The sequence below is a fragment of the Pseudolabrys sp. Root1462 genome, assembly GCF_001426945.1.
Taxonomy (GTDB): domain Bacteria; phylum Pseudomonadota; class Alphaproteobacteria; order Rhizobiales; family Xanthobacteraceae; genus Pseudolabrys.
Genome location: NZ_LMFS01000001.1, coordinates 785,738 through 812,221, shown reverse-complemented (window position 1 = coordinate 812,221; position 26,484 = coordinate 785,738). Strand labels below are relative to the sequence as shown.

The following is a 26,484-nucleotide window of genomic DNA, read 5'->3' as shown; positions in this document are numbered from 1 at the left end:
CGAACGACGCCCAGGAACGTCAGCGCCGTTCCTGGGCGGTCAAAAGGACGCCTGCGAGCGTTCAGGCCGCGCGGGCTTGGGCAGCTTGCCTGGCCGGCCGGGGCCGAGCTGCCGCGGCGGATGACGCCTGGGCAGCCTGCGCCGCCTCGCCGGTCTGGAAGTAGGCGACCTGCTCGCGCATTGCCTGCGCCTGCTGCTCCAGCGTCTTGGCGGTGGCGGCATTTTCCTCCACCAGCGCCGAGTTCTGCTGGGTCACGCTGTCCATCTGCGACAACGCCCGGCTGACCTCGTCGAGACCGGTGGCCTGCTCGTTGGTGGCGGTCGCGATCTCGGACACGATCGATGCCACGGCGCTGATCGATTCCACGATCTCATTGAGCGCGGTGCCGGCCCGGTTCACCAGATCGACCCCATCCTTGACCTGATCGTTCGAGCTGCCGATCAGACTCTTGATGTCCTTGGCAGCCTGCGACGAGCGCTGCGCCAGGCTGCGCACTTCCGACGCCACGACGGCAAAGCCTCGGCCGGCCTCTCCCGCGCGTGCCGCCTCGACCGCGGCGTTGAGCGCCAGCAAGTTGGTCTGCCGCGCAATTTCGTCGATCACGCCGATAATGTCGGAAATCTTGCGCGAGGAGTCCTCGATCTTCGCCATCGCGCTGACCGCTTGAGCCACCACTTCGCCGCCGCGGCTCGCCACTTCACGGGTGTTGGCCGCGGACCGGTTGGCATGCTCGGCGTTCTCTGCGTTTTTCCGCACAGTCGCGGAAATCTGCTCCATCGACGCGGCGGTCTCTTCCAGGCTGGCCGCCTGCTCTTCGGTGCGCTGCGACAGATCGGTCGTGCTGCTCGAGATTTCAGCAGAGGCGCTGGTCACGTCCCGCGCCGACCCCTTGATGTTGTCGACGGTTTCACGCACGCGCGCCGCCATATCGCTGACCGCCTGCGCGATCTGGCCGACTTCGTCGCGGCGTTCGACGCCGGCAATCTTGACGCGGAAGTCACCCTGAGCGAGCGCGGCTATCGGTGCGGTCAAGGCGCCGAGCGGGCGGCAGATATGGACCAGAACGAACACGCTGGCGGCTAACGCGATCAACGCGCCGCAAGCGATGATGACGATCGTCATCCACCAGATCTGGTTATAGGTCGTGGCCGCGGCCTCCGCCGACTGGCCTGCGCCCGTCTCGTTGATTTCCACCAGCTTGCCGACATCATTCATCGCGGCGCGGAATGTTGAGACGATGGCCTTGAACTTCGCCGCGGCCTCGACCTGCTTGTGCTGCCGTGACAACTGGATCATTGCCTCGGACTGCTTCTGATGTTCACCCCAGTCCTTGAGGAAGCTCTCATAGGCCGCCTTCTCCTCCGGCGAAGAAAGCAGGGTCTCGTATTTCTTCCGGTAGCGTTCGACGGCATCGAGTTGAGTCTGGATATCTTTCTCGGTCTGCGCCATTTCGTCATCGGTGGAGATGACATGCTTGGCGATCGCCAAACGCGCGCGCGACGCTGACAGGCCAAGATTAAGCGCGGTGTTAGCGGACGGCATCCAGTTGGTGGCGAAGTCGACCGTTGAGCGGTTGACCTTGGAGACCTGATTGAGAGCGTAGAGGCCCTGGCCAACGATGATGAGACCCATGAGGGCAAAGGCACCCATCAAAGCCGAGCGAATCGACAGTCCGAACATTTCAGTTTCTTTCCTGGAGAAAATCGGCTGGGCAGTTGTAGGATCAGGCCGCGGCCTTGCGCCGCGGCTTGATCTGGGATTGCTGTTCCGGCTTGCGGATCACGGCTGCCGTTGCTTGAGCGACAGGCACCTCCGCAGAATCGTCGACCTGGAAGAATGACACCTGGTCGTTCATGGTTCGGGCCTGGCTTTCCAGTGTCTGCGCGGTAGCGGCATTCTCTTCGACCAGCGCCGAGTTTCGCTGCGTCAGTTCGTCCATCTGGTCGAGCGTCCTTTTGATTTCATCGATGCCGGTCGCCTGCTCGGAGCTGGCACTGGCGATCTCGGCGACGGCATCGGCCACCGTTCGGATCGACTCGACGATTTCGTTGAGCGCGCTGCCCGCCTGATTGACCAGTTGGACGCCTTCTTTCACCTGACCTGTACTGTTGGTGATCAGTTCGGCGATGTCCTTGGCCGCCTGGGAGGAACGCTGCGCGAGACTGCGAACTTCGGACGCCACAACCGCGAAGCCGCGGCCGGCCTCGCCGGCGCGCGCGGCCTCAACCGCCGCATTCAGCGCCAGCAGGTTGGTCTGCCGCGCGATCTCGTCGATGACGCTGATGATGTCCGAAATCTTGCGCGAGGATTCTTCGATCCGCGCCATCGCCTTGACCGCACGCCCGGCCACCTCGCCGCCACGATCGGCGACCTCGCGGGTAGCCCGTGCGGACTTCGTCGCCTCCTGCGCGCTCTCGGCATTGCGACGCACGGTATTGGCGATTTCTTCCATCGACGCCGAGGTTTCTTCCAGGCTGGCCGCCTGCTCCTCGGTGCGCTGTGACAGGTCGGCGGTGCTCAGCGAGATTTCGGCCGAGGCGTTCGTCACCTCACGTGACGAGCCCTTGATCTCGACGATGGTGCGGCGGACCTTTTCGATCATTACGCCGGACGCATTGACGATCTGTGCGACTTCGTCCTTGGCATTCATCGTCGGCAGCGACACGTTGAAGTCGCCCTCGGCAACCTTCATCATGCCGTCCTGGATCTGACGCAGCGGCTTGGTGACGCGGCGCGAGAGCAACAATACTACGCCCGCGGTCAAAACACCCGCGATCGCCAGAATGCCAAGCTGGATGGCCAGCATCCAGCCTGCCTTGCTAGCCTGCTCCCCGGCATACTCGGTGACGCTGGACAGCGCCACTTCGGCGACGCGCAGCAGTGAGGCGAGCTTACTGACCGACACCCGTACCCAATCCTCGGAGCTGATCGGCGGCTTCTGCCCCGCGAGCGCCATGGTCAAGGTGTCGACCTGCATCTTGCTGTATTCGGGCGCGAAGAATTCCTTCTTCGCGATCTGCAGCGCGTCGTTGAACCGCGCGGGCAGCGACATGCCATTGGCTATCCCTTCGATAGCCTGCCACGACGCTTCGGTCGCCGCGATGTTCGCCTTGTAGGTCGTCATCGTGTCCGATGGCATTTTCAGACCGGCCACGGCATTGGAGATCAGAACCGAAGCATCGCCGCCAGAGTTACGGGCCATCCAGGCGAGTTGCTTCATTTCCAGCATCAGGTCGACGTAGGAGTCCTGAAGTTTGACGTGATTGACCAGCTTCGACGAAATGCGGTCGAGCAGCGCGATGAACTCGCTGTCCATGGCGAAATAGGCGTCGGCAATTGCGGGCGGCCGGGCGGAGAAATCCTGAGCGAAGGCGGCATTTGCTTCGCCGTGGAATTTCTCAAGCTTCTGCAACGCGGCGGCCAGGGCGGCGGCGTCATCCTGCACGCCCGGCATATCGACCTCGCGCAGTGCCGCAAGCCCTGCCTTCAGCGCCGGTATTTCGGCGGCACGCACCTCATCCAGCATCTTGCTTCCGGTCGAAGCCTTTTCGGCCTTCAGCATTCGCACCGACTGCGAGCGATCGACGCGCAGATTGTGCAAGCCGGTAAAGAGGTTTGCCGAGGCCACCGACACTTTCGACAAGGTGCTGGCGTGCCGATACTGCTGCCACGACTGCCAGGCGCTGTAGGCGACGAAGACCATGATCGTGCCCGCCATCAGTCCGATGACCGACTTGAGGAGCACATTGACCGACATTCGGTTGAGCATGTTCATTCTCACAAGGATGCGGAAGACGCGATATTCGCCGCCAATATCCTTGGTAAAATTGAACGCATCGATAATAGTAGATCGGTACCTTTGGTGTTTTTCGATGTGCCGGAATATTCAACTACTTTAAGATTCGGCGCGCCGAACGACGGTGCAGGCGCTCTTGCACCACAGCTGCACATCAGGTGTGCAGCCGCAAAGCCCACGAAGTCTTAAGCGCGGAATTTCGCTGTAAATTCGGAAGGACGTGCGCAGCGGCCTATCGGTCGCCGCGCACGGTGGAATTACGCCGCTTTGCCAATGGCCGCCGGCGAAGACCGCGGCGTGGCCGGCGCCACGGCCAACCGGTCCTCGGCTGCGGACACATCAGCGTCGGCCTCGTCTTCGGCGCCGATACGGAAGAAGCCGACCTGGCCATCCATAGCCCTGGCCGATTCCTCAAGGACCTTCGCCGTCGCGGCATTCTCTTCCACCAGCGCCGAGTTCTGCTGGGTTGCGGTGTCCATGAGCGTCATCGCCTTGTTGATCTCGTCGACGCCGCTCGATTGTTCGGCGCTGGCATTGGCGATGTCGTTGATAAGCGCGGTCACCTTCTGGATCGACGTGGTGATCTGGCCCAGCGCCTCGCCGGCCCGATTGACCAGTTCAACGCCTTCCTGGACCTGCCCGCCCGACTTGGTGATCAGCGCAGTGATGTCCTTGGCGGCCTGAGAGGACCGTTGCGCCAGACTACGCACCTCGGAGGCGACCACGGCGAAACCGCGTCCGGCCTCGCCGGCACGCGCCGCTTCAACCGCGGCGTTAAGGGCCAGCAGATTGGTCTGCCGCGCGATCTCGTCAATGACGACGATAATCTCCGAGATACTCTTGGAAGAGTCCTCGATGCGGGCCATGGCCTCGACTGCCTTGCCAACCACCGCACCGCTCTTGTCGGCGATGTCCCGGGTCTCCGCGGCGGAGCGGCTGGCCTCGCGGGCGTTTTCGGCGTTCTTTTTGACGATGGACGATATTTCCTCCATCGCCGCCGACGTCTCCTCGAGGCTCGCGGCCTGCTCTTCGGTCCTTTGCGATAAATCGGTCGTGCTGGTCGAGATCTCAACCGAAGCGTTCGTGACTTCGCGCGCCGCAACCTTGATGTGCAACAGCGCCTCTCGCACCCTGCCCGCCATGCCTTGCACGGCAACCGCGATCTGGCCGATCTCGTCGATCCGACCGACGTGCGGAACGGTGACGGCAAAATTGCCTTCGGCTATTTCGCCAAGCGGCCTTGTCAGCGCGCGCAGCGGCCGGGCCACCGTCATCACCGAGAAGGCGATGGCGCCGAAAAAGATGGCGATGCAAGCGGCCAGCAGAATGCCGCTGAGGATGACCATGTTGAGGCTCGAGCTCTTGAGATTGGCCGTGTAGGCCTCGCTCGCCGCACCGGCGCCGTTCATGACATCGAGCAGAGTCGCCAGCAGCGGCGTCGTCGTATCGACCCACTGATCGGTCGTTATCGGATACTTGCCGCCGGCGGCCGAGATCTTCTGCATCTCGTCGGACAGCGATCTGAACTTGCCGAAATAGCTTTCCGTCGCCGCCTTGACGCCGCCAGCCACCGCAGCGTGCTCGCCGTCGATCAACGAGGCCTGCAGCAGGCGCCACAGCAGATCGACTTGAGAGCGGATGATATGGATCTTCTGCAGATTGCCCGCGGGAATGGCACTGCCCGACGACAAGGACTGCGCCAGCGTCGAACGCTCGCTGCCGCCGATGTCGCGCATGTTCCAGGCATAGATACGAATGTCGGCGAGCCGCGCCAGTTCCGGATCCATGGCGCTTGTGCTGCTCAACACGCGATTCCAAAGTTTCTGCGCGGCGCCGACGAAGTGCGATAGCGCCGGAACGGTATTTTTGATCGTGTCCGCCTCACGCTCGGCTTTCGGCCGCTTGATCGCTTCATCGGACTTCTTGCGATAAACTTCGGCCTGCTGGCGAGCCTCGTTGAATTCGGCGACCAACTCCGACTTGCGCGGGAAATCTTCTTTGAGCAGCGCTTCGAATGCGGCGTCGATCTTGGCTTTGGCGCCGGCGCGTTGGTTCTGAATGTCCTTGATCGCGGCGTCGTTCGCCGGGTTCGCCGCCTGCAGCGCGCTGGTGACATAGGCCCGTTCGATCAGGATGTCATAGACACCCATGATCAAGGCGTTCGCCGCCGTGTTCTGACGATCGGCCTTCTGCGCCTTGCTGTAGAGTTCGACCGAACGATAGGTCTCGGCCGACAGCGCCCAAACGGCGATCGGCACGACCAGCGCAAAAGTCACTGCAATGCGGGTTGAAATAGTCCGGAAGGCAAGAGATGCCATGATCATCGACTCCAGAAATCGCGTTCAGTCTCTGTAGATTGAACGAGTTTCTATGGCCGACATTAAAGACAGATAAACTACAGGTAGAATTTACCAAATATACCGCATCAAAACTGGATTGATAAAATAAATTGAGATTTGTCAGCGGCCGATATCGGTGAGGACCCGGGCCAGTGCCTGATCGGCCGGGACCAAGGGCCAGTCCTTCATCTGGCCACGAAACCAGGTGTGCTGGCGTTTGGCGTAGCGCCGCGTATCCATGATCGAACCAGCCGACGCTTCGTCGAGCGAGATCTCGCCTTTGAGATGGCGGATCAACCACGGCACGCCATGCGCCTTCATCGCCGGCAGCAGCGGGTCCAGATTGCGCGCGGCGAGCGCCCGGACCTCGTCTCGGGCGCCGGCCTGCAGCATCGCGGCAAAGCGCGCCTCTATGCGCGACACCAGTTCGGCGCGCCCCAGCGTAACGAAGACGCGGACCGTGCGCTCGGGAGCCAGCGCCGGTTGGGTCCCCTCGCCGTGCCAGTCGCTCAGGGAGCGGCCGGTCGCTAGCACCACCTCGAGCGCCCGTGCGATGCGCGAGCGGTCGAGCGGCATCAGTCGCGCCGCGATGACCGGATCGCGCACCGTCAAATCCGCGTACAGCGCGGACACGCCGTCCCGCGCCAGTCTCTCACGCACGCTGCTGCGGACCTCGGCCGGGATCTCCGGCACGGCGGCGAGACCTTCGGTCAGGACCTTGAAGTAAAGCCCGGTGCCGCCGACCACGATCGGCAGGCGGCCAGCGGCGGTAACATCGGCGATGGCTCCGGCGGTCTCGCGCAGCCACCGTCCGGTCGAATAGATCTCGGCGGCATCGACATGGCCGTAGAGAACGTGCGGCGCGCGTGATTCCTCCTCAGCCGTCGGCCGGGCGGTAAGGACGCGCAAACCGGCATAGACTTGCATTGAATCGGCGTTGACGATGGTGCCGCCGAGGCGCTCGGCCAGCGCCAGCGCCAAAGCCGACTTGCCGCTGGCGGTCGGACCGGCGATAAGCACCGCCTGTTTGAGATCCGGCATCCTATGACCTCACCCACATCTCTCGTCGCGACCCTGATCGCGAATTCGACCCTGATCGACCACGCCACGCTGGCGAGGGTCCGCCCCGCCCTGCCGGCCGCCGGCGAAGCCGTCTGGCTCGACCCCGGCCGCGCCGCCGACATCCCCTTTAGCGCAAGCCCCGACGCCGACCAACGCGCCCTTGGCGAGGCGCTGCGCGAACTCGCCCCCGGCGTCGACGTCGTGGTGCAGCCGTCGGCGGGACGACGCAAGAAGCTGTTCCTCGCGGACATGGACTCCACCATGATCGGTCAGGAGTGCATCGACGAACTCGCCGCCTTTGTCGGCCTCAAGGAGCACGTCGCCGCCATCACGGAACGCGCCATGCGTGGCGAGATCGAGTTCGAACCGGCGTTGCGCGAGCGCGTCGCGCTGCTCAAGGGCCTGCCCGCTGCCGTGGTCGACGAGGTTATCGAGCACCACATCACGCTGACGCCCGGCGGTCGTCTCGCCATCGCCACCATGCGCGCGCATGGCGCCTATACTTGCCTCGTATCCGGCGGCTTCACTTTGTTCACCGACCGCATCGCCGCGATGATCGGCTTCGACGAGGCGCGCGCCAATACGCTGGAGATCGACGGCGACAAGATTGCCGGGCAAACCCTTGCCGGGGTTGTCCGCGAGCCGATCTTCGGTCGCGACAGCAAGCGCGCGGCGCTGATCGAACTGCGCGATCGCCTGGGCCTTGCGGAGCATGAGACGATGGCGACGGGTGACGGCGCCAACGATCTCGCCATGATCACCGAGTCGGGTCTCGGCGTTGCCTATCACGCCAAGCCGAAGGTCGCGGCCGCAGCGCCCGCGCGCATCGAGCACGGCGATCTCACGGCCTTGCTCTATATTCAAGGTTATCGCCGCGACGAGTTCGCCGCCGTCTGAACAGACCAACTCCATGCCAATGAAAAAAAGGCCGGGCAATCGCCCGGCCTTTTTATTTTTGAGCGGCGAGCCGATTACTGCAGACCGATGGCGACAAAGCTCGGATCGCCCTCGGGCGACACCACCAAGAGGACAACGGCCTTCTTGCCGTCCTTTTTCAACTGATCGATGCGCTTCTGCAGATCGGCGGCGTTGCTCACCGCCTGCTGCTGCACCTCAGCGATCACCATGCCCGGCTGCAGGCGCTTTTCCGCGGCCGGCGAGTTCGGATCGACGCCGGTGATCAGCACACCCTTCACCTTGTCCTGAATCTTGTACTTCTTGCGCGACGCATCGTTGAGATTGGCAAGATCGAGACCCAGGGCCTTCTTGACTGAGGTCTTGTCCTCCTCGGGCTGGTCCTTCTTCGGCGTCAATGCCGCCTGTTTCTCGCCGTCGTCGAGACGGCCGAGCTTTACGGTCCTGGTCTCTTCCTTGCCCTTGCGGATGATCACGACGCTAACGTCCTTGCCGACCGAGGTCTCCGCCACGATCTTCGGCAGGTCGCGCATCTCCTTGATGTCCTTGCCGTCGAACTTGACGACGACGTCGCCGGGCTCGATGCCGGCGGGCTTCGCAGGGCCTTTGTCGTCGATTCCAGCGATCAGCGCACCACGGGCCGGCTTGATGTTGAGACTGTCGGCGATTTCGTCGGTTACCTGCTGGATGCGCACACCGAGCCAACCACGACGCACTTCCTTGAATTCGCGCAGCTGATCGATGACGCCGACCACCGTCTTCGACGGCACGGCGAAGCCGATGCCGATCGAACCGCCCGAAGGCGAGATGATCGCGGTGTTGACGCCGATGACTTCGCCATCGAGGTTGAACAGCGGTCCGCCCGAGTTGCCGCGGTTAATCGCGGCGTCGGTCTGGATGTAGTTGTCGTAAGGGCCGGACTGGATGTCGCGATTACGCGCCGACACGATGCCCGCGGTCACGGTGCCGCCGAGCGAGAACGGATTGCCGATCGCGATCACCCATTCGCCGAGACGCAGCTTGTCGGAGTCGCCGAACTTCACCGCCTTGAGGGGCTTCGGCGAATCCACCTTGAGCAGCGCGAGGTCGGTCTTCTTGTCGGTGCCGATCAGCGTCGCCTTGAGCGTAGTGCCGTCATTGAGGATGACGCTGACCTCGTCGGCGTCGGCAATGACGTGATTGTTGGTGACGACCAGACCCGACGAATCGATGACGAAGCCGGACCCGAGGGAGTTCACCCGGCGCGACTGCTGGCCGTTCGGAGTGCCGGGGGCGCCCGGTGTGCCGCCCTGACCGCGCCGGTTCTTGAAGAATTCTTCGAAGAACTCCTCGAAGGGCGAGCCCGGCGGCAGTTGCGGCATCTTGTCGTTGCTCAGGTCGACCGTCTGCTTGGTCGAAATGTTGACGACGGCGTCGATCACCTGCTCGGCGACGTCGGCGATGCCTTCCGGTCCGCGCGCCATTGCCGGCTGCGCGAACCATGGGGCCACCAGCGTGGCCGCCAGCACGAATGCAAAAGTCGTCTTGAAACGAAGCGAAGGGGCGCCCATTGGCGTCGATTCTCCAGGAAAGGGGTCAACGACAAGGTGACCCCGAATTAGCGGCGATTCAAGGGCGGCGACGGCAGACAAATGACGTCCGCCACCGAAGTTGGCTCAAAACCGGCTGCCGGCGCCTCGCGCCGCCCTAAGCACGTACCAGCCAAACGACCAGGAGACCGACTACCGCGGAAGATATTCCAATGACGCGGAGCGTGCCTTCCGGCGTCTCTGTGACACTCTGCAAGGCTTTCTTGCCGTGCCCGGGGAACGCAGCAAAGATCAGGCCTTCGATCACGAAGACCAGCCCCAGTGCGGCCAGAAAGTCCGACATCCCCCCGCGCACGTCGTTATTGCGCCGGGGCGGCCGGCTTCGGCGCCGTCGGCGGCGTCGCCGTCGTGCCTGAAGGCTGGTTGAAGAACCGGAAGAAGTTGTTGTCCGGTTTCAGCACTAGCCGAGTGTCGCCCGCCTTCATGCTCGCCTCATAGGCCTGCATCGATCGGTAGAAGGCAAAGAAGTCCGGATCCTTGTTGAAGGCTTCGGCGAAGATCTGGTTACGCGTGGCGTCGCCCTCGCCGCGGATCTGCTCGGCCCGGGAATTGGCTTCCGCCACCAGCACGGTCGCTTCGCGGTCGGCGCGCGAGCGGATTTCCTGCGCACGCTGAGCGCCCTGCGCGCGGAATTCGGCCGCTTCACGCTGACGTTCGGTCTGCATGCGCTGATAGACCGCCTGGCTGTTCTGCTCCGGAAGATCGGCGCGGCGGATGCGGACGTCGACCACCTGGATGCCATAGCTGGTGGCTTCCTTGTCGACGAGCTGCAGGATGCGCTCCATCAGATCGGCGCGCTGGTCGCGTACGACATGGGTGAAGGTCGCCTCGCCGAGCACGCGGCGCAGCGCCGAGTTGAGGAGAATGGCGAGCTGCGAGTTGGCGCCCTGCACCGAGCCGAGGGTCTGGTAGAACTGCAACGGGTTCTTGATGCGGTAACGCGCGAAGGCATCGACCACCAGACGCTTCTGATCGGAAGCGATCACTTCCTGCGCCGGCGCCTCCAGATCGAGGATGCGCTTGTCGACGAAGATGACGCTGTCGACGAACGGCAGCTTGGCATGCAGGCCCGGCTCGCTGACGACCCGCTTCGGCTCACCGAGGCGGACGACCAGCGCTTGCTGCGTCTGATAGACCGTGAAAAGCGACGAATAGCCGACGATGAGCACGGCAGCGATGATGACGGCGATGACGCCGCCGATGAAATTCAGTCTCATGGCTTGGCTCCCGTGCCGCGCGGTTGCGCCGGCCGCGACAATTCGTTGAGCGGCAGATAAGGCACGACACTGCCAGAGCCGTTGGCGCCGGTATCGAGGATCACCTTGTCGGCGCCGCCGAGCACGCGCTCCATGGTCTCGAGATACATACGTTCACGCGTCACGTCGGGCGCCTTCTTGTACTGCTCGTAGATCTGGTTGAAGCGCGCGGATTGACCGGTGGCTTCCGCCACGGTCTGCGACTTGTAGCCTTCGGCGGCCTGCGTGATCTGCGCCACCTTGCCTCGCGCCTCCGGGAGGACGCGGTTGGCATAGGTCTGAGACTCGTTGACGGCGCGCTCGAGGTCGGCGCGCGCCGCCTGAACGTCGCGGAACGCGTCGATCACCTGCTGGGGCGGATCGACCTTCTGCAGCTGCACCTGCTGGATCACGATGCCGGCGCCGTAACTATCCAGCGTCTTCTGCATCAGTTCGTGCACGGCGTTCTCGATGGTCTGCCGCGCGCCGGTGAGGATCGGCTGAATGTCGGAACGGCCGACCACTTCGCGCATCGCGCTTTCGGCGACCGCCTTCACCGTACCTTCGGGGTTCTGGATGTTGAACAGATACTCGCCGACGCCGGTCGGCTTAACCTTCCACAGTACGGAGAAGTCGACGTCGACGATGTTTTCGTCGCCGGTCAGCATCAGGCTTTCTTCCGGCACGTCGCGAGCCGTCGCGCCACGGCGCACGTCTTCGCTGGTGCGCATGCCGATGTCGATCTTGTTGACGCGCAGTGCCTTCGGCGTCAGCGCCGTCTCGATCGGATAAGGCAGGTGATAATTCAGGCCCGGTTGCACTTCGCGCACTTCCTTGCCGAAGCGCAGCACGACGCCGAGTTCATCCGGCTCAACGCGGAAAAAACCCGAGAAGCCCCAAAGAACGACCGCGGCGAGTGCAGCGAGCGCGATGCCCTTGCCGCCCATATTGCCAGGCAGCACGCCGCGCAGCCGGTCCTGGCCACGACGGAGCATCTCCTCGAGATCAGGCGGCTTGCCGCCGGGCGTCTGCGGATTGGAGCCCCATGGGCTCTTGCCGCCGCCACCCGAACCCCACGGGCCGCCGCTACCGCCGCTCCCGCCGCCTTGATTGCTCCATGGCATGAAAAATCTCTCCCGACGCCGCGTCGAATGGCGGGTCTGCCTTTAGTTGGGACGGGTTATAGGGGACGCAAGGGCTCGATACAACGCGCTGACATGCCGCATTTCGGGCGGAATGTCGGGCATATGCGCGGCCCATCAATCGGCCATTCGCCGCGCTCGTCCCGGTCCGCGTCCGGGTGTGGTAAATACCGACCGTCGTGACAAAGCAAAAGCGAGAGCGCGCGGGAGGACTGTTTTGACGAAAGCATTCGATTTGACCGGCCGGGTCGCCCTGGTCACCGGCGGCAATGGCGGCATCGGTCTCGGCATGGCGAAGGGGCTGGCGCAGGCCGGCGCTACGGTGATGATTGCCGGGCGCAACAAAGCCAAGGCGGAGGCAGCGCTCGCCGCGCTCAAAGGCCTCGGCGCCAAGGCTGACTTCATCGAACTTGACGCACTGAAGGAAGAGTCCTGCCGCGCCGGGGTCAATGCCACAGCCGACAAGTTCGGCCGGCTCGATATCCTCATCAACAACGCGGGTACCAGCGTCCGCAAGCCGCCGGAGCAATTGACTGCGGCGGAATGGCACCTGGTGATGGACACCAATGTGACCAGCGCCTTCCTGTGCTCCCAGGCGGTCTACCCCCACATGAAGAAAGTGGGCGGCGGCAAGATCATCAATATCGGTTCGATGATGACAATTTTCGCGTCGTCCTATGCCGCGCCTTACGGCGCGAGCAAAGGCGCGATCGTGCAGATGGCGCGCTCCTTCGCGGTCGCCTGGGCCAAGGACAACATCCAGGTCAACTCGATCCTGCCCGGCTGGATCGACACCGAACTGACCGCGAAGGCCCGCGAGCAGGTGCCCGGCCTGCACGAGCGCGTGCTGGCGCGCACGCCGGTCGCACGCTGGGGCCTCCCCGACGACTTCTCCGGCATCGCGGTGTTCCTGGCGTCGCCGGCCTCCGACTTCCTCACCGGCACGGCGATCCCGGTCGATGGCGGCTATTCGGTGATGGCGTAGCGCGAGGGGTCGTCAGCGCCGTTCGTAAGTCACGGTGTCGAAGCTGGCGTCGTCGTCCGGCCCGGCATCGTAATGCTGGCGCGCTGCTTCGCGCCACACCGCGGGATCGATCGCCGGAAACGCAACGTCGCCCTTCGGGCTCGCGTGCACGTGGGTGATCTCGAGGCGGTCGGCCATCGCCATCGTGCTATCGAACACGTCGCCGCCGCCGATGATCATGATCTCATGGATGCCGCGGCGCCGTGCATCGTCACGGCCGATGGCCAGCGCGGCGTCGAGACTGGTGGCGAGTGTCGTGCCGGGAGCGGCAAATTGGAGGTCACGCGTCATCACGATGTTGGTGCGGTTCGGCAACGGCCGGCCGATCGACTCGAAGGTCTTGCGCCCCATCACCACGGGCCGGCCGCTGGTGACGCGCTTGAAGTGCTGCAGGTCCGACTTCAGCCGCCACGGCAACTGGCCGTCACTGCCGATGATGCCGTTCTCGCCAATGGCTGCAACCAGAATGATGTGAACGGGCTGCGCGTTCATCGCTTGGCCTCACCGCCAAAGGCGCTCAGCGCATCGCCGCTCATCCGGCAGATCTTCCAGTCGGGCAGCACGTCCGCGCCAATCGACTGATAAAACGCAATCGATGGCGCGTTCCAGTCCAGCACTGACCATTCGAAGCGGGCATAGCCCAGTTCGACGCAACGCGCGGCGAGCCGCGTCATCAGCGCCTTGCCGAGTCCCTTGCCACGATAGTGCGGCCGCACGAACAGATCTTCGAGATAAATGCCGTGACGGCCACGAAAGGTTGAGAAGTTCAGGAACCAGATGGCGAGCCCGGCCGCCTTCCCGTCCCACTCGGCAATATCGCAGAACAGCCGCGGCGCCTCGCCGAACAACGCATTGGCGATCATGTCGGGCGTCGCATCGACGGCGTGCGAGAGTTTTTCGTATTCGGCCAGTTCGCGGACGAGGTCGAAGATCAGCGCAGCATCGCTCGGGACCGCAGAACGGACGATGACGCTCATACCGCGACAGCCGCCTTGATGTGCGGATGCGGGTCGTAGTTTTCGAGGACAAAGTCTTCGTAGCGGAAGGCGAAGATATCCTTCACGTCCGGATTGATCCGCATTGTCGGCAGCGCGCGCGGCGCACGCGACAATTGCAGTTCAGCCTGCTCGATATGATTGAAATAGAGATGCGTGTCGCCACCGGTCCACACGAAGTCGCCGGGTTTGTAGCCGGTGACCTGCGCGACCATCATGGTCAGGAGCGCATAGGATGCGATGTTGAACGGCACGCCGAGAAACACGTCGGCCGAGCGCTGATAGAGCTGACACGACAGCCGGCCGTCGGCGACATAGAACTGGAACAGGCAGTGACATGGCGGCAGCGCCATCTTGTCCACGTCGGCCGGATTCCATGCCGTGACGATCAACCGCCGCGAATCCGGATTGCGCTTGATCATGGCAATGACGTTGGCGATCTGGTCGATTGTCTGACCGTCCTTGGCCGGCCACGAGCGCCATTGATGGCCGTAGACCGGGCCGAGATCGCCGCGCTCATCCGCCCATTCATCCCAGATGCGGACGCCGTGATCCTTCAGGTATTTGATGTTTGTATCGCCGGCGAGGAACCATAGCAGCTCGTGGACGATTGACTTCAGGTGCAGCTTCTTGGTGGTCAGCAGCGGAAAGCCCTGGCCGAGGTTGAACCGCATCTGATAGCCGAACACCGAACGCGTGCCGGTGCCGGTGCGGTCGCGCTTCTCAACGCCGTCGCGGAGGATATGGTCCATCAGGTCGAGGTACTGGCGCATCGGCGGGCTCTGGGTTCGGCGACTCGTCAGAACATGGGGAAGATTACCCCGCCCGGCAACGATCCTACACGCGTTATCAACGGTCGAAAAAGGCTCGCAAAAACAACAAGTTCCCTCCGAGCCGCCGTTAACCGTAAAAGTTAATCGGCATATCATAACCTTAATAATGCGTTAATTTCCACGTCTGCGGGCACGTTTGGGCGCCCGCGGCTGTTCATGACCTCCGCAACTGTGAGACTCGCGTTTGACCGCAGCGACCCTCGACCATGGCCCGTCGCGCGACGACGGCCTCGATCTGAAAGCCGCCGGGCACTGGACGGCGGAACATGCGCGCCTTTTGGAACCCCTGATCGACGCCGCGAGCCACGCCACCGGCAAGCATGACCAGACCCAGATCCGTCGCATCGTGTTCGACGCCACCCGCGTCGAGCATCTGGATACCTATGGCGCCTGGCTCATCGAGCGCACCTTGCGTGTCTGGTCCAGCCGGGGCGCCGAAACCGAACTCATCGGCCTGCAGCCCAACTATCGCAACCTGTTCGAGAAGGTACGCGCCGGCGAGCACAAGCTGACGCCGTTGAAACACAAGCAGACCGGCATCGTCGCCACCTTCGAAAGCGTCGGCCGCACCATGATGGCGGTCTTCACCGATCTGACGATGATTTTCCAGATCGCCGGCCAGTTGATCGTGGCGTTCCTGAGCGTATGCGCGCATCCCCGGCGCTTCCGCTTCACCTCGATGATCAATCACCTCGAGCGCGTGTGCTGGCATGCCGTACCGATTGTCGTGCTGATCACGTTCCTGATCGGCGCCATCATCGCTCAACAGGGCATCTTCCATTTCCGCACCTTCGGCGCCGACATCTATGTCGTCGACATGGTCGGCGTGCTGGTGCTGCGCGAACTGGGCGTCCTGATCGTCTGCATCATGATCGCCGGCCGCTCGGGCTCGGCCTATACCGCCGAACTCGGCTCGATGAAGATGCGCGAAGAGGTCGACGCGCTTCGCACCATGGGCTTCGATCCGATCGAAGTTCTGGTGCTGCCGCGCATCCTCGCACTGATGATCGCGGTGCCGATCCTCACCTTCCTCGGCTCGATGGCGGCGCTGTACGGCGGCGGCCTGGTGGCGTGGCTATACGGCGGCATCGATCCGAAGATCTTCATGTCGCGCCTGCATGAATCGATCAACGGCCAGACTTTCGCCGTCGGCATGATCAAGGCCCCATTCATGGCGCTCATCATCGGCCTGGTCGCCTGCATGGAGGGCATGCAGGTCAAAGGCTCGGCGGAGTCGCTCGGCGCCAAGACCACCGACTCGGTCGTGAAGTCGATCTTCCTCGTCATCGTCATCGACGGTCTGTTCGCCGTCTTCTTTGCTTCGGTCGGGATCTGATCATGGCCACGCGTTCGGGCGATCCCGTCATCAAGGTTCGCGATCTGGTGGTCGATTTTGCCGCGCGCCGGGTGCTGAACGGCGTCGACCTCGATCTCAAGCGTGGCGAAATTCTCGGTTTCGTCGGCGCATCGGGTGCCGGCAAATCGGTCCTGACGCGCACCATCATCGGTCTGCTGCCGATGCAGGCCGGATCGATCGAGGTGCTGGGCGTCGAACTGAGTAAAGCCAGCCAGGCCGAACGTCAGGCCGTCGACCGGCGCTGGGGCGTGCTGTTTCAGCAAGGCGCCCTGTTCTCCTCGCTGACATCGGGAAAGAACGTCGAATTCCCGATCCGCGAATATTTAAGGCTTTCGCCGAAACTGACGACCGAAATCGCAATCTCGAAACTGGAAATGGTCGGCCTCAAGCCGGACGTCTATCGAAATTATCCATCCGAACTGTCGGGCGGCATGATCAAGCGCGTGGCGCTTGCCCGCGCCCTGGCGCTCGACCCGGAAATCCTGTTTCTCGACGAGCCGACCTCCGGTCTCGACCCGATCAGCGCCGCCGAATTCGATCACCTCTTGCTGACGCTGCAGGAAACGCTCGGCATTTCCGTGTTCATGGTCACCCACGATCTCGACAGCCTGCATCGCACATGCGACCGCATCGCGGTGCTGAGTGAGGGAAAGATCGTCGAGGCCGGCAACATGGACGTGATGCTGGCGTCGCAGCATCCGTGGCTGAAAGAGTACTTCCACGGCGAGCGGGCCCATACCGATTTCCAGGTAGCAATAAAAGGACGGCGCGTCACTGAACGGCGCGCATGATGTGGAGTTAAGCGATGGAAGATAGGGCGAAATTCGCATTGATCGGTTTGTTCACGTTCGCCGTGATCGCCGCCGCGTTCGGGTTTGTCTACTGGATCCACACGGCCGGGGGCAGCAAGGAGACCAAACCGTACCTTGTCGTGTTTGAAGGCTCGGTGTCCGGCCTTCGGGTCGGCGGTCCGGTGCTGTTCAACGGCATCCGGGTCGGCGAGGTCACGGAGATGCGACTGACAGACAAGCCGTCGGAGGTCGCCGCCGTCATCGCCATCGCGCCGTCGACACCGATCCGCTCCGACACTGTCGTGACGCTGGAATATGCCGGCCTCACCGGCATCGCCTCGGTGTCGCTGAAGGGCGGCACCGCCTCGGCGCCGGCGCTGGCGGGCGCCAAGCGCGGCGATCTGCCGACGCTGCGCGCTGCTTCGACCGCCGGCGACATGGGCACCGCGGTGCGCGAGACTTTGGCCAAGGCCGACGCCCTCATCGTCGAGAACCAGGACTCGCTGCGCAACACCATCAAGAATCTGGAAACCTTCACCGACGCACTGGCCCGCAACAGCAAGAAGATCGACGACCTGGTCGTCAACGGCGCTCAGGCGATGAGCTCGATCAACGATCTTGCGGTCAGCCTCAAGACCGACACCAGCCGGGTCGCGACCAATCTCGACAAGCTCACGACCAATCTGGACAAGCAGACGACGATGCTGGCCGAAAATCTCGATCGCCGCACCGCCGAGATCACCGAAGGCATCACCAAGGTGACCGATACGGCCAACAAACACATCAACGTCGTCGGCAACGATCTGCACCGCTCGATCGCCAATATCGACCGCGCTGTCACCGACCTGGCGAAGAACCCGCAGCGCATCCTGTTCGGCGGTGGATCGAGCGACAGCAACAAACGCTAACCGGCAAAAAGAAACGCCGGACCGATCGAGGATCGGCCCGGCGTTGCAGTGATTCGATCGTTTCAGTTTTCCGATTCGACGAACACCTCTTCGCGCCGCTTGCGGATCATCGGCAGAATGGCGATCGTCAGCAGCGCCACCGATATGGCAATGAGCACCGCCGAAATCGGCCGCGTCACGAATATCGATGAATCGCCCCGCGCGATCAGCATGGCACGGCGCAGATTGTCCTCCATCAGCGGACCGAGCACGAAGGCGAGCACCAAAGGCGCCGGCTCGAAATCGTGCTTCATCAGCCAGTAGCCGAACAGGCCGAACAGCGCAGCGATGATGACATCGCTCGCCGAGTTGTCGATCGAGTAGATGCCGATGCAGCAGAACACGATGATCGACGGGAACAGAATGCGGTAAGGCACCCGCAAAAGGCGGACCCAGAGCCCGACCAGCGGCAGGTTGATGATCACCAGCATCAGATTGCCGAACCACATCGAGGCGATCATGCCCCAGAACAATTCGGGCTGCTTGGTCATCACCTGGGGACCCGGGATGATGCCGTGAATGGTCATGGCGCCGACCATCAGCGCCATGACGGCATTCGGCGGAATGCCGAGCGTCAGTAGCGGGATGAACGAGGTCTGCGCCGCGGCGTTGTTGGCCGACTCAGGCCCGGCAACGCCTTCGATGGCGCCATGGCCGAAGCGCTTGGGATCCTTCGCAAGGCGCTTTTCCAGTGTGTAAGCGGCAAAGGACGACACCACCGCGCCGCCGCCGGGCAGGATGCCCAGGATCGAACCAAGCACGGTGCCGCGCGCGATCGGCCAAGCTGAATCCCTCAGGTCCTTGCGCGTCGGCATCAGCCCTTTGATCTTGCTCTGGACGACTTCGCGGCTCACCGCCGAAGCTTCCAGATTGCGGATGATCTCGGCGAAGCCGAACAGGCCCATCGCCACGTTGGTGAAGCCGATGCCGTCAAGCAGTTCCGGCATGCCGAGCGTCATGCGGCCGACGCCGGTATCGATATCCGAGCCGATCGTCGACAGCAGCAGGCCGGTCGTCACCATTGCAATGGATTTGACCACCGAACCCTTCGCCAGCACCACCGCAAAGATGAGGCCAAGCAGCATCAGCGCGAAATATTCGGCGGGGCCGAATTCCAGCGCGACTTTGGTCAGCGGCTCACCCAGTGCGGCAACAAGCACGGTCGCAAAGCAGCCGGCGATGAACGAGCCGATCGCGGCGATCGACAAGGCGGCGCCGGCGCGGCCCTGCTTGGCCATTTCGTGACCGTCGAGACAGGTGATGACCGAAGTCGCTTCGCCGGGAATGTTGACTAGGATCGACGTGGTCGAGCCGCCATATTGCGCGCCGTAATAGATGCCGGCGAGCATGATCAGCGCGCCGACCGGATCGAGGCCGAAGGTGATCGGCAACAGCATGGCGATCGTCGCCACGGTGCCGATGCCCGGCAGCACGCCGACCAGCGTGCCGACAAGGGCGCCGAGAAGGCAGAAGCCGAGATTGACGGGATGACCGGCGACCGAAAAGCCGAGCCACAGATTGGAAAGAAGATCGGACATTGCCTCGTCCCTGCTTAAAAACTAGGCCAGAGCGGGAACGGCAGTTGCAGCAGATAGCGGAACAGGACGACGCAGAACACCGTCATCGCCGCCGCCGCAATCAGACTTTCCACCCACCGGACCTTGGTGCCGCCCATGACCGCGATCATGAAGGCCAGGAAGGTTGCGATGATCAGGCCGAATTCGGGAATGCGGATGCCGGCGCCGAAGATCGAGAACCGCGCGCCGCGGATCAGCAAGGCGAAAGTAACGATGGCGCCGACCACATACAGCGGCCCGCGCAGCGCATAGCTTTCCAGCGGCGGCCCCTCGACAAACAGCCCGGTAAGGGTGACCACCGCGCCGATCAGGATGAGCAGCGAGACGAAAAGTCGCGGCACCGTGCCGGGGCCCATGGAATAGCCGCTGACACCCGACAAATCGCTGCCGGCCCATAGCGCGAACAGGGCCAGGGCGATCAACACGAGTCCACCGAAAAAATCGCGCGGACCCTTTATTTTCAATGGAAAAACACTCCCGCCCGAGCGGGAGGTTTTTGTCTCCTCCGCCATCGTCGCCCTCTCCGCCTGCTTGAGCGCAGTATCTGGAGGCCGTCTAACACATGGCCGGCGCGGCCAAGGTGCGACAATTTGACAAGTTCACAACCAGCCAGTCAGTCCCAGCAGTCCCGCGATCGCGAACAACCACAACGGACTGATCCGCGTGAAAATGGCGACCACAACGGTCGTGATCGTGATGGCGGCGGCGGCGAGGTTCTTGTCGGCAGCGCGCGCCAGCACGAATGCGCTCGCACCGATCAAGCCAAGCGACACCGGAACGAGCGCGGCTTGCAATGCGATGCGCCAGCGAGCCGTCCGGAAACGATTCCAGGTGTGCGCCGCGAAATAAGCGACGATGCAGGTCGGTCCGCACATCGCCGCCGTCGCCACCGATGCGCCAGCAAGACCGGCAACGTGATAGCCGATCAACGCCACGATCATGACGTTTGGCCCAGGTGACAATTGGGCGATCGCGAAGCTGTCGGTGAACTGCCGGTCGTTCATCCAGTGCATGGTGTCGACGGCGACGCGATGCATATCCGGGATCGCGGCGACGGCGCCGCCGATGGCGACCAGCGAGAGCAACGCAAAATAACTTGCGAGCGCGGTGAGCGGACTGTCGTCGTTCATCGTTTCACCGTGCCAGCCGGATAGAACCAGGCGAGCGCGAAAGCGAAAGGTGCGAGGACGACCAGCACGAGCGGCAAAGGCCATCGCATGATCGCAACACCGATGAAGGCGATGATAGCGATGACTGCCGGCCAGCCGATGCGCCGATGGAACAGCGGCAGCGCCATCTTGATGGTCATTGCCACGATCAGGCCGGCTGCCGCGGCGCCGATGCCCGACAGGATGCGGCTTAGCGCTTCGAGATCGCCATAGTGACGGTAGAGCACGGCGAGGATGGTCACGATCACCAGCGGCGGCCCCATCAGGCCGACGAAGGCCACGGCCGCGCCGGCCGCGCCTGCGATGCGGGCACCGAACACAACCGAAAAATTGACGACGTTGGGCCCCGGCAGAAACTGCGATAACGCGAAGTCCTCGTTGAACTCCTCGGCGGTCATCCACCGCTTGCGCTCGACGATCATGCGACGCGCCCACGGCAGCGCGCCGCCGAAGCCGGACAGCGCGACATGAGCGAAGGCCAGGAACAGTTCAAGCAGAGAGGGACGGACGACGGCGCTGTCAGGCTCGGCAAGATCGGTCATGAGCACGTCCCGGAAAGGCGGGGAATCGCGGGCGAAACCGCCCCTACGACTTAACCCGCCGCCGGCGCTCCGGGAAGCTTCCGCCATGCAAAGGTACCTTGACCCGACGCCCGGCGGCGCTCATCAAAGACTGCATTTCTTGTCCTTTCGGGAGCGACTGCCGCATGTTTGATTTCGACCGCATCATCGAGCGCCGCGGCACCCACTCGTCGAAATGGGACAATATCGCCAAGCTTTCCGGCATCACCGCCCCGGACGCCATCCCGATGTGGGTGGCCGACATGGACTTCGCTGCGCCATCCGGCGTGACCGCGGCGCTAACGGCCGAGGTCAACCGCGGTGTGCATGGCTACTATGCCGACACCGGGAGCTGGGCCGAGGCGCTCGCCCAATGGCTGAAACGGCGTCACGGCCTCACCATTGACACCGCCTGGGTGACGCCGGTGCCCGGCATCGTCGCCGGGCTCGGCATGGTATTGCAGGCGCTCAGCGAACCGGGCGACGAGATCGTCCTGTTTCCGCCGGCCTATCATGCTTTCCGCAAGATCATCCTCGCCAATGACCGCCGCATCCTTGACGCCCAGCTCGTCAACCAGCAGGGCCGTTACGCGATGGACCTCGAGGCTCTGGCAAAGCTGATCACCCCGCGTACCAAAATCGTGTTCCTGTGCAGCCCGCATAATCCCGGCGGCACGGTCTGGTCGCCCGATGAGCTCAAGGCGCTCGCCCGGTTCTGTGCCGACCGCAATCTCTATCTCGCCTCCGACGAGATTCACTGCGATCTGATCTTCAGCCACGCCAAGCATACGCCGACGCTGACCGCGGCGCCGGAGATCGCCGACCGTCTCATCTCCTGCTTCGCCGCCACCAAGACTTTCAACCTCGCCGGTGCGCATATGGGCGCGCTGGTGACCTCGAACCCGGTGTTGCGCAAGAAGATCGAGGCTCGCGTCGCGGCCGCCAACCTCACCTCGCTGCCGTCGTTCGGCATGATCGCCACCGAGGCCGCCTGGCGGACCGGCGAAGACTGGCTCAACGCCCTGCTGGTCTATCTCGAAGGCAACCGCGACCTGTTCAACGCGTCGATCGAGAAGGCGGCGCCGGGGGCGCGGTCGATGCGGCTGGATTCCACCTATCTCGCCTGGGTCGATTTTTCCGGCACCGGTCTGAAGCCCGACGACGTCGCCGCCCGCGTTGCCGAGCGCGCCCGCATCTTCGCCAGCCCCGGTCCGCAATTCGGGCCCGGCGGCGACACCTGGCTGCGTTTCAACCTTGCGACGCCGCGACCAATTCTTGTTGAGGCGCTGTCGCGGCTCGACGAGGCTTTCGCCGATCTGAGGCGGTAGGTGCTATAAAGTCATCATTCGAGTCGAAATCCATGAAGCGGCCCGTCGTCGGCATTATCGGCAGTATGCATCTGGCCGAAAACCGGTTTCCGGCACAGCGTGTCGGCGAGCGCAACCTGCGCGCCGTGCATGACGTGGTCGGCGCCCTACCCCTGATCTTTGCCGGCTCGCCGGAAATCACGGATGTCGATGCCCTGCTCGACGTCGTTGACGGCATCGTGCTGACCGGCGCCCGCGCCAACGTGCATCCCACGCGGTTCGGCGTGGAAGCCCACACGAGCTACGAACCCTATGACGAGCCGCGCGACGCGCTGGCCCTCGATCTCATCAAGACCTGCGTCGAGCGCAGCGTGCCACTGCTTGGCATTTGCCGCGGCTTCCAAGAAATGGGCGTCGCCTTCGGCTCAACCTTGCACCCGGAAATCCGTGAGCTGCCCGGCCGTATCAATCACCGCATGCCGCGGCTGCCGAACGGCGAGATCCATCCCGACCAGGCGGTCGTATTCGGAGACCGGCACAACGTCCATCTCACAGCCGGCGGCGTATTCGCCGGCATATTCGGTAGCGACTGCATCCGGGTGAACTCGCTGCATGGCCAAGGCATTCTCGAGCCTGGCGGACGCATCATCGTCGAAGGGCTGGCCGACGACGGCACCATCGAGGCGATCCGCGTCGCCGAAGCCCCGGGCTTTGCGCTCGGTGTGCAATGGCACGCCGAGTACGATCCCCAGACCAACCCTATCAATCGCGCGCTGTTCGAAGCCTTCGGCGCGGCGATCAAAGAGCGCCACGCCGGTAAAGCTTGAGTTCAGCGCGACACACCGTGGCGGCGAAGTACCGTCGCCTCGATTGCCTGGATAGCAGCGAACAGCACCGTCGAGATCATCGCCAGGACGACGATCGCGGTCATGACGAGGTTCATCTGGAAGATCTGGCTTCCGTAGGTGATCAAATAGCCAAGACCGGCTTTCGCGGCCTGAAATTCGCCGACGATGACACCGACCAGCGCCAGACCGACATTGACCTTCAACGCCGAAATAATGGTCGGCACGCTACCCGGCAGCACGATCTTGTCGAGAATCTGCCGCTTGGATGCGCCGAACAGCCGCGCCAGCTTCACCTTATCCGGGTCGATGGCCTTGAAGCCCGTGAACAGCATCAGCACGGTGACGAACACGCTGACCGCAATAGCCATTGCATAGATCGACGCGGCATCGCCGAGCCAGATGTAGAAGATCGGAACCAACGCGATCTTCGGAATTGCGTTGAGCACGACGATGAACGGGTCGAGCACGCGGTAGAGATAATCCGACCACCACAGCGCGATCGCGCATAACAGCCCGAGGAACATGCCACCCGCGAAACCGATGATGGTTTCCGACAGGGTCACCCAGGTGTGCATCAGGAGAGTCCCATCGCTCGCCGATGCCATGAAGGTGCGGGCGACCGCCGATGGATAGCTGGTCAGCATCGGGTTGATCCAGCCCGCGCGCGGCGCCACCTCCCAGGCAACCAGGAAAACTGCCACGAGACCGATCTGCCAGAGATTGATCGACCAGGCCCGCCAGCGTAGCGCGCGCAGATAGGCTTCGTAGGCGGCGCTGCGGCTGCTCGGTGCGGTCTGGCCCTGACCGGCGATCTTGCTGTCGACCAACGCTTCGCTGCTCATCGTATCCTCACAGGGTCAGTGGACTTCGTGCAGGTCGAGTTCGTCCCAGATGGTCTGGAAGTATTGCGCGAACTCCGGGCACTTGCGCGCCTCGAACGGCGTCGGCCGCTTGTCGCCGAAGGACGGAAACGAGATTTGATGCTCGCTCTTGATGCGGCCGGGCCGCCGGCTCATGACGATGACGCGGTCCGCCATGCTGATCGCTTCGCCGATATCGTGCGTCACCAGAATGACGGTCTTGCCTTCCGCCTGGAGAATGGCGGCGATCTCGTCCGACAGCGCCAGCCGCGTCTGGTAATCCAGCGCCGAGAACGGCTCATCCAGCAGCAGTAGATCCGGTTCGCAGCACAGGGTTCGCGCCAGCGCCGCGCGCTGCCGCATGCCGCCTGACAATTGATGAGGCAGGCTGTGCATGAACTCGCCGAGGCCGTATCGGGTCAGCAGGGTTTCGGCGCGCAAACGTGCACGACGTCGGTCGAGTCCCAGAAGCTCCGCGCCCAGCATGACGTTGTCGACGATGCTGCGCCAGTCGAGCAGCGTGTCCTTCTGAAACATGAACCCGACACTGGGCGACGGCGCCGTCACATCGAGGCCATCGACCTTGATGCTGCCGCGCGACGGCGGCATCAGGCCGGATACCAGCGTCAGCAACGTGCTCTTGCCGCAGCCCGACGAGCCGACAAGGGCGATGAACTCTCCCTTGGCCACATCCAGGGTAATGTTGGACAAAGCCAGCGTTTCGCGTTCGGGCGTGAAGTAGTTCAGTGTCACGTCGCGAATTTCGACTGCGGGAATTGGCGTATTGCGTAACATCCTCGTGTCTCCCTCGCCTATCGCTACTGGCTGGCCAGCGCCTTTTCGGCGAAAGTCGGAATCACGAGCTTGTCGAACGGCACCTTCTTGTCCGCGGTGAGCACGCCGCCCTCGACCATGATGTCCTGCGCCTTGGCGAGACCATCCTTGTCCGGCATCGTGCTCGTCGCCCAGATCGGGACGCCGACCGTCCGGTAACGATTGACGACGGCAATGTTGTCGTCCTTGCTGAGCGACGGAAAATACGGCGCGATGACCTCGGCGATATCATCCGCGCTCGCGGTCTTGACCCAGGCCTGTGCCTTGGCAATGGCGTTGGTCCACTTCTGCGCCAGTCCCGGGTTCTTCTCCAGCCAGCTCTTCTTGGCGAAGAACAAGGTGTAGTCGGCGCGGCCGACTTCCTTGCCGATCGAGGCAACCAGGTGCGCCTTGCCGGCCTGCTCCAGCTTGGTGAAATTCGGCTCGTTGAAGATGGCGAAATCGCCGGCGCCGGCAATCCAGGCGCCATCGCGCGCCGCCGGACCGATATTGGTGACAATACTCTTGATCGTGTCGGGGTTGACGCCGTTTTTCTTCAGCACGTATTCGAGATAGAGCTCCGGCGTCGAGCCCGGGCGCCAGCCCATGATCTTCTTGCCGTCGATCATCGACCATTTGAAGTTCTCGATCTTCTCGCGCGACACCAGAAAGAGACCGTCGGTGGCCGTCAGCGCGCAGAAGATGTACGGCTTGTCGGCCGACTCGCCGTTGTAGATGTAGATCGGCACCTCAGGGCCGGCGAGGCCGAAATCCGCCTGGCCCGAGAGCACCAGCGCTCCGGCACGGTCGCCGCCGTTGGTGGTGACGAGTTCGACGTCGAGTCCCTGCTCCTTCACGAAGCCCTTGCCGAGCGCGACATACATCGGAATGTAGAACTGCGAGCGCACGACCTCCGCCATCTTGAGTTTGACGAGATCGGCGGCGGTTGCACTGGACGGCGAACCGATTGCCGCGATTGTAATTGCACCGGCAGTCGCCAGCGAGCGGAACATTTGAGGCAATCCGATCATCGTCATGGTCCTTCTTCTGCTGCGTTGTGAAATGCAACAACCGGGCCATTCGTCATCGCTTCGGCGCATAGCCTTCGGCGAGACAAGCAACGCTACGATTATCGGCACATGGCGCACTTCATAAGCAGCACGCGCGCGGCGATGCACAAGCATTCGGCAAGCGGCTCGCCGCTATGCTCTGACGTTCTACGACGTCTGCGTTGAGCGAAAGCGGAACCGTGCGCGTGCGCATGGTCAGACGCGTCGCTGCATCATTTTGCATCAATGGCATGGAACGTGCTTGAGTTAGAGCA

General features: G+C 63.1%; 25 protein-coding genes. 7 read left to right on the top strand and 18 right to left on the bottom strand.

Features of this window, described 5'->3' with window-relative positions:
- Positions 1-61 precede the first annotated feature (61 nt).
- The 4 genes from ASD45_RS03840 to miaA all read right to left on the bottom strand — a co-directional run bounded on the left by ASD45_RS03840 (position 62) and on the right by miaA (position 7,177).
- Positions 62-1,681: a methyl-accepting chemotaxis protein gene (locus ASD45_RS03840; protein ID WP_056910276.1), complete on the bottom strand. Its 1,620-nt coding sequence runs from the start codon at positions 1,679-1,681 to the stop codon at positions 62-64.
- 43 nt (positions 1,682-1,724) lie between these two features.
- Positions 1,725-3,770: a methyl-accepting chemotaxis protein gene (locus ASD45_RS03835; protein ID WP_162249385.1), complete on the bottom strand. Its 2,046-nt coding sequence runs from the start codon at positions 3,768-3,770 to the stop codon at positions 1,725-1,727.
- Positions 3,771-4,054: 284 nt separating this feature from the next.
- Positions 4,055-6,115 (bottom strand): methyl-accepting chemotaxis protein, encoded by a 2,061-nt coding sequence (locus ASD45_RS03830; protein WP_162249384.1) that lies wholly within the window; start codon positions 6,113-6,115, stop codon positions 4,055-4,057.
- A 141-nt stretch (positions 6,116-6,256) separates the two neighbouring features.
- Positions 6,257-7,177 carry a tRNA (adenosine(37)-N6)-dimethylallyltransferase MiaA gene (gene miaA, locus ASD45_RS03825; RefSeq protein ID WP_056910273.1) on the bottom strand — a complete coding sequence of 307 codons (921 nt, stop codon included), beginning with the start codon at positions 7,175-7,177 and terminating at the stop codon, positions 6,257-6,259.
- A 3-nt stretch (positions 7,178-7,180) separates the two neighbouring features.
- On the opposite strand from miaA, the gene serB reads away from it, so the two are divergent.
- Positions 7,181-8,095, top strand: coding sequence for a phosphoserine phosphatase SerB (gene serB / locus ASD45_RS03820; protein ID WP_056910272.1), 915 nt, complete (start codon positions 7,181-7,183; stop codon positions 8,093-8,095).
- A 74-nt stretch (positions 8,096-8,169) separates the two neighbouring features.
- Here the strand turns inward: serB and ASD45_RS03815 are convergent, their stop codons facing one another.
- From ASD45_RS03815 to hflK, 4 genes are all read right to left on the bottom strand, one after another.
- Complete coding sequence (locus ASD45_RS03815; RefSeq protein ID WP_056910271.1) at positions 8,170-9,663, bottom strand: DegQ family serine endoprotease; 1,494 nt, start codon at positions 9,661-9,663, stop codon at positions 8,170-8,172.
- A gap of 136 nt (positions 9,664-9,799) precedes the next feature.
- Positions 9,800-9,985 carry a DUF2065 domain-containing protein gene (locus ASD45_RS03810; RefSeq protein WP_056910270.1) on the bottom strand — a complete coding sequence of 62 codons (186 nt, stop codon included), beginning with the start codon at positions 9,983-9,985 and terminating at the stop codon, positions 9,800-9,802.
- 16 nt (positions 9,986-10,001) lie between these two features.
- Complete coding sequence (gene hflC / locus ASD45_RS03805) at positions 10,002-10,919, bottom strand: protease modulator HflC (protein ID WP_056910269.1); 918 nt, start codon at positions 10,917-10,919, stop codon at positions 10,002-10,004.
- Entirely contained in the window at positions 10,916-12,061 is a 1,146-nt protein-coding gene (gene hflK / locus ASD45_RS03800; RefSeq protein WP_056910268.1) for an FtsH protease activity modulator HflK, read from the bottom strand. The genes hflC and hflK overlap by 4 nt, the downstream gene beginning before the upstream one ends.
- A gap of 235 nt (positions 12,062-12,296) precedes the next feature.
- Between hflK and ASD45_RS03795 the strand changes: the two genes are divergently transcribed.
- Entirely contained in the window at positions 12,297-13,064 is a 768-nt protein-coding gene (locus ASD45_RS03795) for a glucose 1-dehydrogenase (protein ID WP_056910267.1), read from the top strand.
- A gap of 12 nt (positions 13,065-13,076) precedes the next feature.
- Here ASD45_RS03795 and ASD45_RS03790 read toward each other — a convergent pair whose 3' ends face one another.
- Genes ASD45_RS03790 through ASD45_RS03780 form a run of 3 tightly spaced genes read right to left on the bottom strand, consistent with a single transcriptional unit; the run spans position 13,077 to position 14,871 of the window.
- The gene (locus ASD45_RS03790; RefSeq protein ID WP_056910266.1) at positions 13,077-13,595 is read right to left on the bottom strand and encodes a dihydrofolate reductase; all 519 of its coding nucleotides are present in this window, start codon (positions 13,593-13,595) and stop codon (positions 13,077-13,079) included.
- The gene (locus ASD45_RS03785) at positions 13,592-14,080 is read right to left on the bottom strand and encodes a GNAT family N-acetyltransferase (protein ID WP_056910265.1); all 489 of its coding nucleotides are present in this window, start codon (positions 14,078-14,080) and stop codon (positions 13,592-13,594) included. Before ASD45_RS03785 ends, ASD45_RS03790 begins: the two co-directional genes overlap by 4 nt.
- Positions 14,077-14,871, bottom strand: coding sequence for a thymidylate synthase (locus ASD45_RS03780; protein ID WP_056910264.1), 795 nt, complete (start codon positions 14,869-14,871; stop codon positions 14,077-14,079). Before ASD45_RS03780 ends, ASD45_RS03785 begins: the two co-directional genes overlap by 4 nt.
- A 244-nt stretch (positions 14,872-15,115) precedes the next feature.
- Here ASD45_RS03780 and ASD45_RS03775 point away from each other — a divergent pair, with 244 nt between their 5' ends.
- From ASD45_RS03775 to ASD45_RS03765, 3 genes are read left to right on the top strand one after another with little or no spacing between them, the layout of a single operon-like run.
- The gene (locus ASD45_RS03775; RefSeq protein ID WP_056910263.1) at positions 15,116-16,267 is read left to right on the top strand and encodes an ABC transporter permease; all 1,152 of its coding nucleotides are present in this window, start codon (positions 15,116-15,118) and stop codon (positions 16,265-16,267) included.
- 2 nt (positions 16,268-16,269) lie between these two features.
- Positions 16,270-17,079, top strand: a complete 810-nt coding sequence (locus tag ASD45_RS03770; protein ID WP_056910262.1) for an ABC transporter ATP-binding protein — start codon at positions 16,270-16,272, stop codon at positions 17,077-17,079.
- A gap of 14 nt (positions 17,080-17,093) precedes the next feature.
- Positions 17,094-17,987 (top strand): MlaD family protein, encoded by an 894-nt coding sequence (locus tag ASD45_RS03765; RefSeq protein ID WP_056910261.1) that lies wholly within the window; start codon positions 17,094-17,096, stop codon positions 17,985-17,987.
- A gap of 62 nt (positions 17,988-18,049) precedes the next feature.
- On the opposite strand, the gene ASD45_RS03760 is transcribed toward ASD45_RS03765, so the two are convergent.
- From ASD45_RS03760 to ASD45_RS03745, 4 genes are all read right to left on the bottom strand, one after another.
- Positions 18,050-19,564, bottom strand: a complete 1,515-nt coding sequence (locus ASD45_RS03760) for a tripartite tricarboxylate transporter permease (protein ID WP_056910260.1) — start codon at positions 19,562-19,564, stop codon at positions 18,050-18,052.
- A gap of 14 nt (positions 19,565-19,578) precedes the next feature.
- Entirely contained in the window at positions 19,579-20,028 is a 450-nt protein-coding gene (locus tag ASD45_RS03755; protein ID WP_244485192.1) for a tripartite tricarboxylate transporter TctB family protein, read from the bottom strand.
- 174 nt (positions 20,029-20,202) lie between these two features.
- Positions 20,203-20,733 (bottom strand): chromate transporter, encoded by a 531-nt coding sequence (locus tag ASD45_RS03750; protein ID WP_056910258.1) that lies wholly within the window; start codon positions 20,731-20,733, stop codon positions 20,203-20,205.
- Entirely contained in the window at positions 20,730-21,314 is a 585-nt protein-coding gene (locus ASD45_RS03745) for a chromate transporter (RefSeq protein WP_056910257.1), read from the bottom strand. The genes ASD45_RS03750 and ASD45_RS03745 overlap by 4 nt, the downstream gene beginning before the upstream one ends.
- Positions 21,315-21,478: 164 nt before the next feature.
- On the opposite strand from ASD45_RS03745, the gene ASD45_RS03740 reads away from it, so the two are divergent.
- Positions 21,479-22,660, top strand: coding sequence for a MalY/PatB family protein (locus tag ASD45_RS03740; RefSeq protein ID WP_056910256.1), 1,182 nt, complete (start codon positions 21,479-21,481; stop codon positions 22,658-22,660).
- A gap of 32 nt (positions 22,661-22,692) precedes the next feature.
- Positions 22,693-23,466: a gamma-glutamyl-gamma-aminobutyrate hydrolase family protein gene (locus tag ASD45_RS03735; RefSeq protein ID WP_056910255.1), complete on the top strand. Its 774-nt coding sequence runs from the start codon at positions 22,693-22,695 to the stop codon at positions 23,464-23,466.
- A gap of 2 nt (positions 23,467-23,468) precedes the next feature.
- Here the strand turns inward: ASD45_RS03735 and ASD45_RS03730 are convergent, their stop codons facing one another.
- Genes ASD45_RS03730 through ASD45_RS03720 form a run of 3 tightly spaced genes read right to left on the bottom strand, consistent with a single transcriptional unit; the run spans position 23,469 to position 26,197 of the window.
- The gene (locus tag ASD45_RS03730) at positions 23,469-24,329 is read right to left on the bottom strand and encodes an ABC transporter permease (protein WP_056910254.1); all 861 of its coding nucleotides are present in this window, start codon (positions 24,327-24,329) and stop codon (positions 23,469-23,471) included.
- 15 nt (positions 24,330-24,344) lie between these two features.
- Positions 24,345-25,142, bottom strand: coding sequence for an ABC transporter ATP-binding protein (locus ASD45_RS03725; RefSeq protein WP_056910253.1), 798 nt, complete (start codon positions 25,140-25,142; stop codon positions 24,345-24,347).
- Between the two features lie 23 nt (positions 25,143-25,165).
- Positions 25,166-26,197 (bottom strand): ABC transporter substrate-binding protein, encoded by a 1,032-nt coding sequence (locus ASD45_RS03720; RefSeq protein ID WP_056910252.1) that lies wholly within the window; start codon positions 26,195-26,197, stop codon positions 25,166-25,168.
- Positions 26,198-26,484 lie beyond the last annotated feature (287 nt).

What these genes read in the sequence shown, in the direction of transcription:
- ASD45_RS03840 (WP_056910276.1), bottom strand. Translation starts at nt 1,681, where the DNA reads ATGTTCGGACTGTCGATTCGCTCGGCTTTGATGGGTGCCTTTGCCCTC.
- ASD45_RS03770 (WP_056910262.1), top strand. Translation starts at nt 16,270, where the DNA reads ATGGCCACGCGTTCGGGCGATCCCGTCATCAAGGTTCGCGATCTGGTG.
- ASD45_RS03735 (WP_056910255.1), top strand. Translation starts at nt 22,693, where the DNA reads ATGAAGCGGCCCGTCGTCGGCATTATCGGCAGTATGCATCTGGCCGAA.
- ASD45_RS03760 (WP_056910260.1), bottom strand. Translation starts at nt 19,564, where the DNA reads ATGTCCGATCTTCTTTCCAATCTGTGGCTCGGCTTTTCGGTCGCCGGT.
- ASD45_RS03730 (WP_056910254.1), bottom strand. Translation starts at nt 24,329, where the DNA reads ATGAGCAGCGAAGCGTTGGTCGACAGCAAGATCGCCGGTCAGGGCCAG.
- ASD45_RS03835 (WP_162249385.1), bottom strand. Translation starts at nt 3,770, where the DNA reads ATGCTCAACCGAATGTCGGTCAATGTGCTCCTCAAGTCGGTCATCGGA.
- ASD45_RS03780 (WP_056910264.1), bottom strand. Translation starts at nt 14,871, where the DNA reads ATGCGCCAGTACCTCGACCTGATGGACCATATCCTCCGCGACGGCGTT.
- miaA (WP_056910273.1), bottom strand. Translation starts at nt 7,177, where the DNA reads ATGCCGGATCTCAAACAGGCGGTGCTTATCGCCGGTCCGACCGCCAGC.
- ASD45_RS03810 (WP_056910270.1), bottom strand. Translation starts at nt 9,985, where the DNA reads ATGTCGGACTTTCTGGCCGCACTGGGGCTGGTCTTCGTGATCGAAGGC.
- ASD45_RS03725 (WP_056910253.1), bottom strand. Translation starts at nt 25,142, where the DNA reads ATGTTACGCAATACGCCAATTCCCGCAGTCGAAATTCGCGACGTGACA.
- hflC (WP_056910269.1), bottom strand. Translation starts at nt 10,919, where the DNA reads ATGAGACTGAATTTCATCGGCGGCGTCATCGCCGTCATCATCGCTGCC.
- ASD45_RS03830 (WP_162249384.1), bottom strand. Translation starts at nt 6,115, where the DNA reads ATGGCATCTCTTGCCTTCCGGACTATTTCAACCCGCATTGCAGTGACT.
- ASD45_RS03720 (WP_056910252.1), bottom strand. Translation starts at nt 26,197, where the DNA reads ATGACGATGATCGGATTGCCTCAAATGTTCCGCTCGCTGGCGACTGCC.
- hflK (WP_056910268.1), bottom strand. Translation starts at nt 12,061, where the DNA reads ATGCCATGGAGCAATCAAGGCGGCGGGAGCGGCGGTAGCGGCGGCCCG.
- ASD45_RS03765 (WP_056910261.1), top strand. Translation starts at nt 17,094, where the DNA reads ATGGAAGATAGGGCGAAATTCGCATTGATCGGTTTGTTCACGTTCGCC.
- ASD45_RS03740 (WP_056910256.1), top strand. Translation starts at nt 21,479, where the DNA reads ATGTTTGATTTCGACCGCATCATCGAGCGCCGCGGCACCCACTCGTCG.
- ASD45_RS03745 (WP_056910257.1), bottom strand. Translation starts at nt 21,314, where the DNA reads ATGACCGATCTTGCCGAGCCTGACAGCGCCGTCGTCCGTCCCTCTCTG.
- ASD45_RS03790 (WP_056910266.1), bottom strand. Translation starts at nt 13,595, where the DNA reads ATGAACGCGCAGCCCGTTCACATCATTCTGGTTGCAGCCATTGGCGAG.
- ASD45_RS03785 (WP_056910265.1), bottom strand. Translation starts at nt 14,080, where the DNA reads ATGAGCGTCATCGTCCGTTCTGCGGTCCCGAGCGATGCTGCGCTGATC.
- ASD45_RS03750 (WP_056910258.1), bottom strand. Translation starts at nt 20,733, where the DNA reads ATGAACGACGACAGTCCGCTCACCGCGCTCGCAAGTTATTTTGCGTTG.
- ASD45_RS03815 (WP_056910271.1), bottom strand. Translation starts at nt 9,663, where the DNA reads ATGGGCGCCCCTTCGCTTCGTTTCAAGACGACTTTTGCATTCGTGCTG.
- serB (WP_056910272.1), top strand. Translation starts at nt 7,181, where the DNA reads ATGACCTCACCCACATCTCTCGTCGCGACCCTGATCGCGAATTCGACC.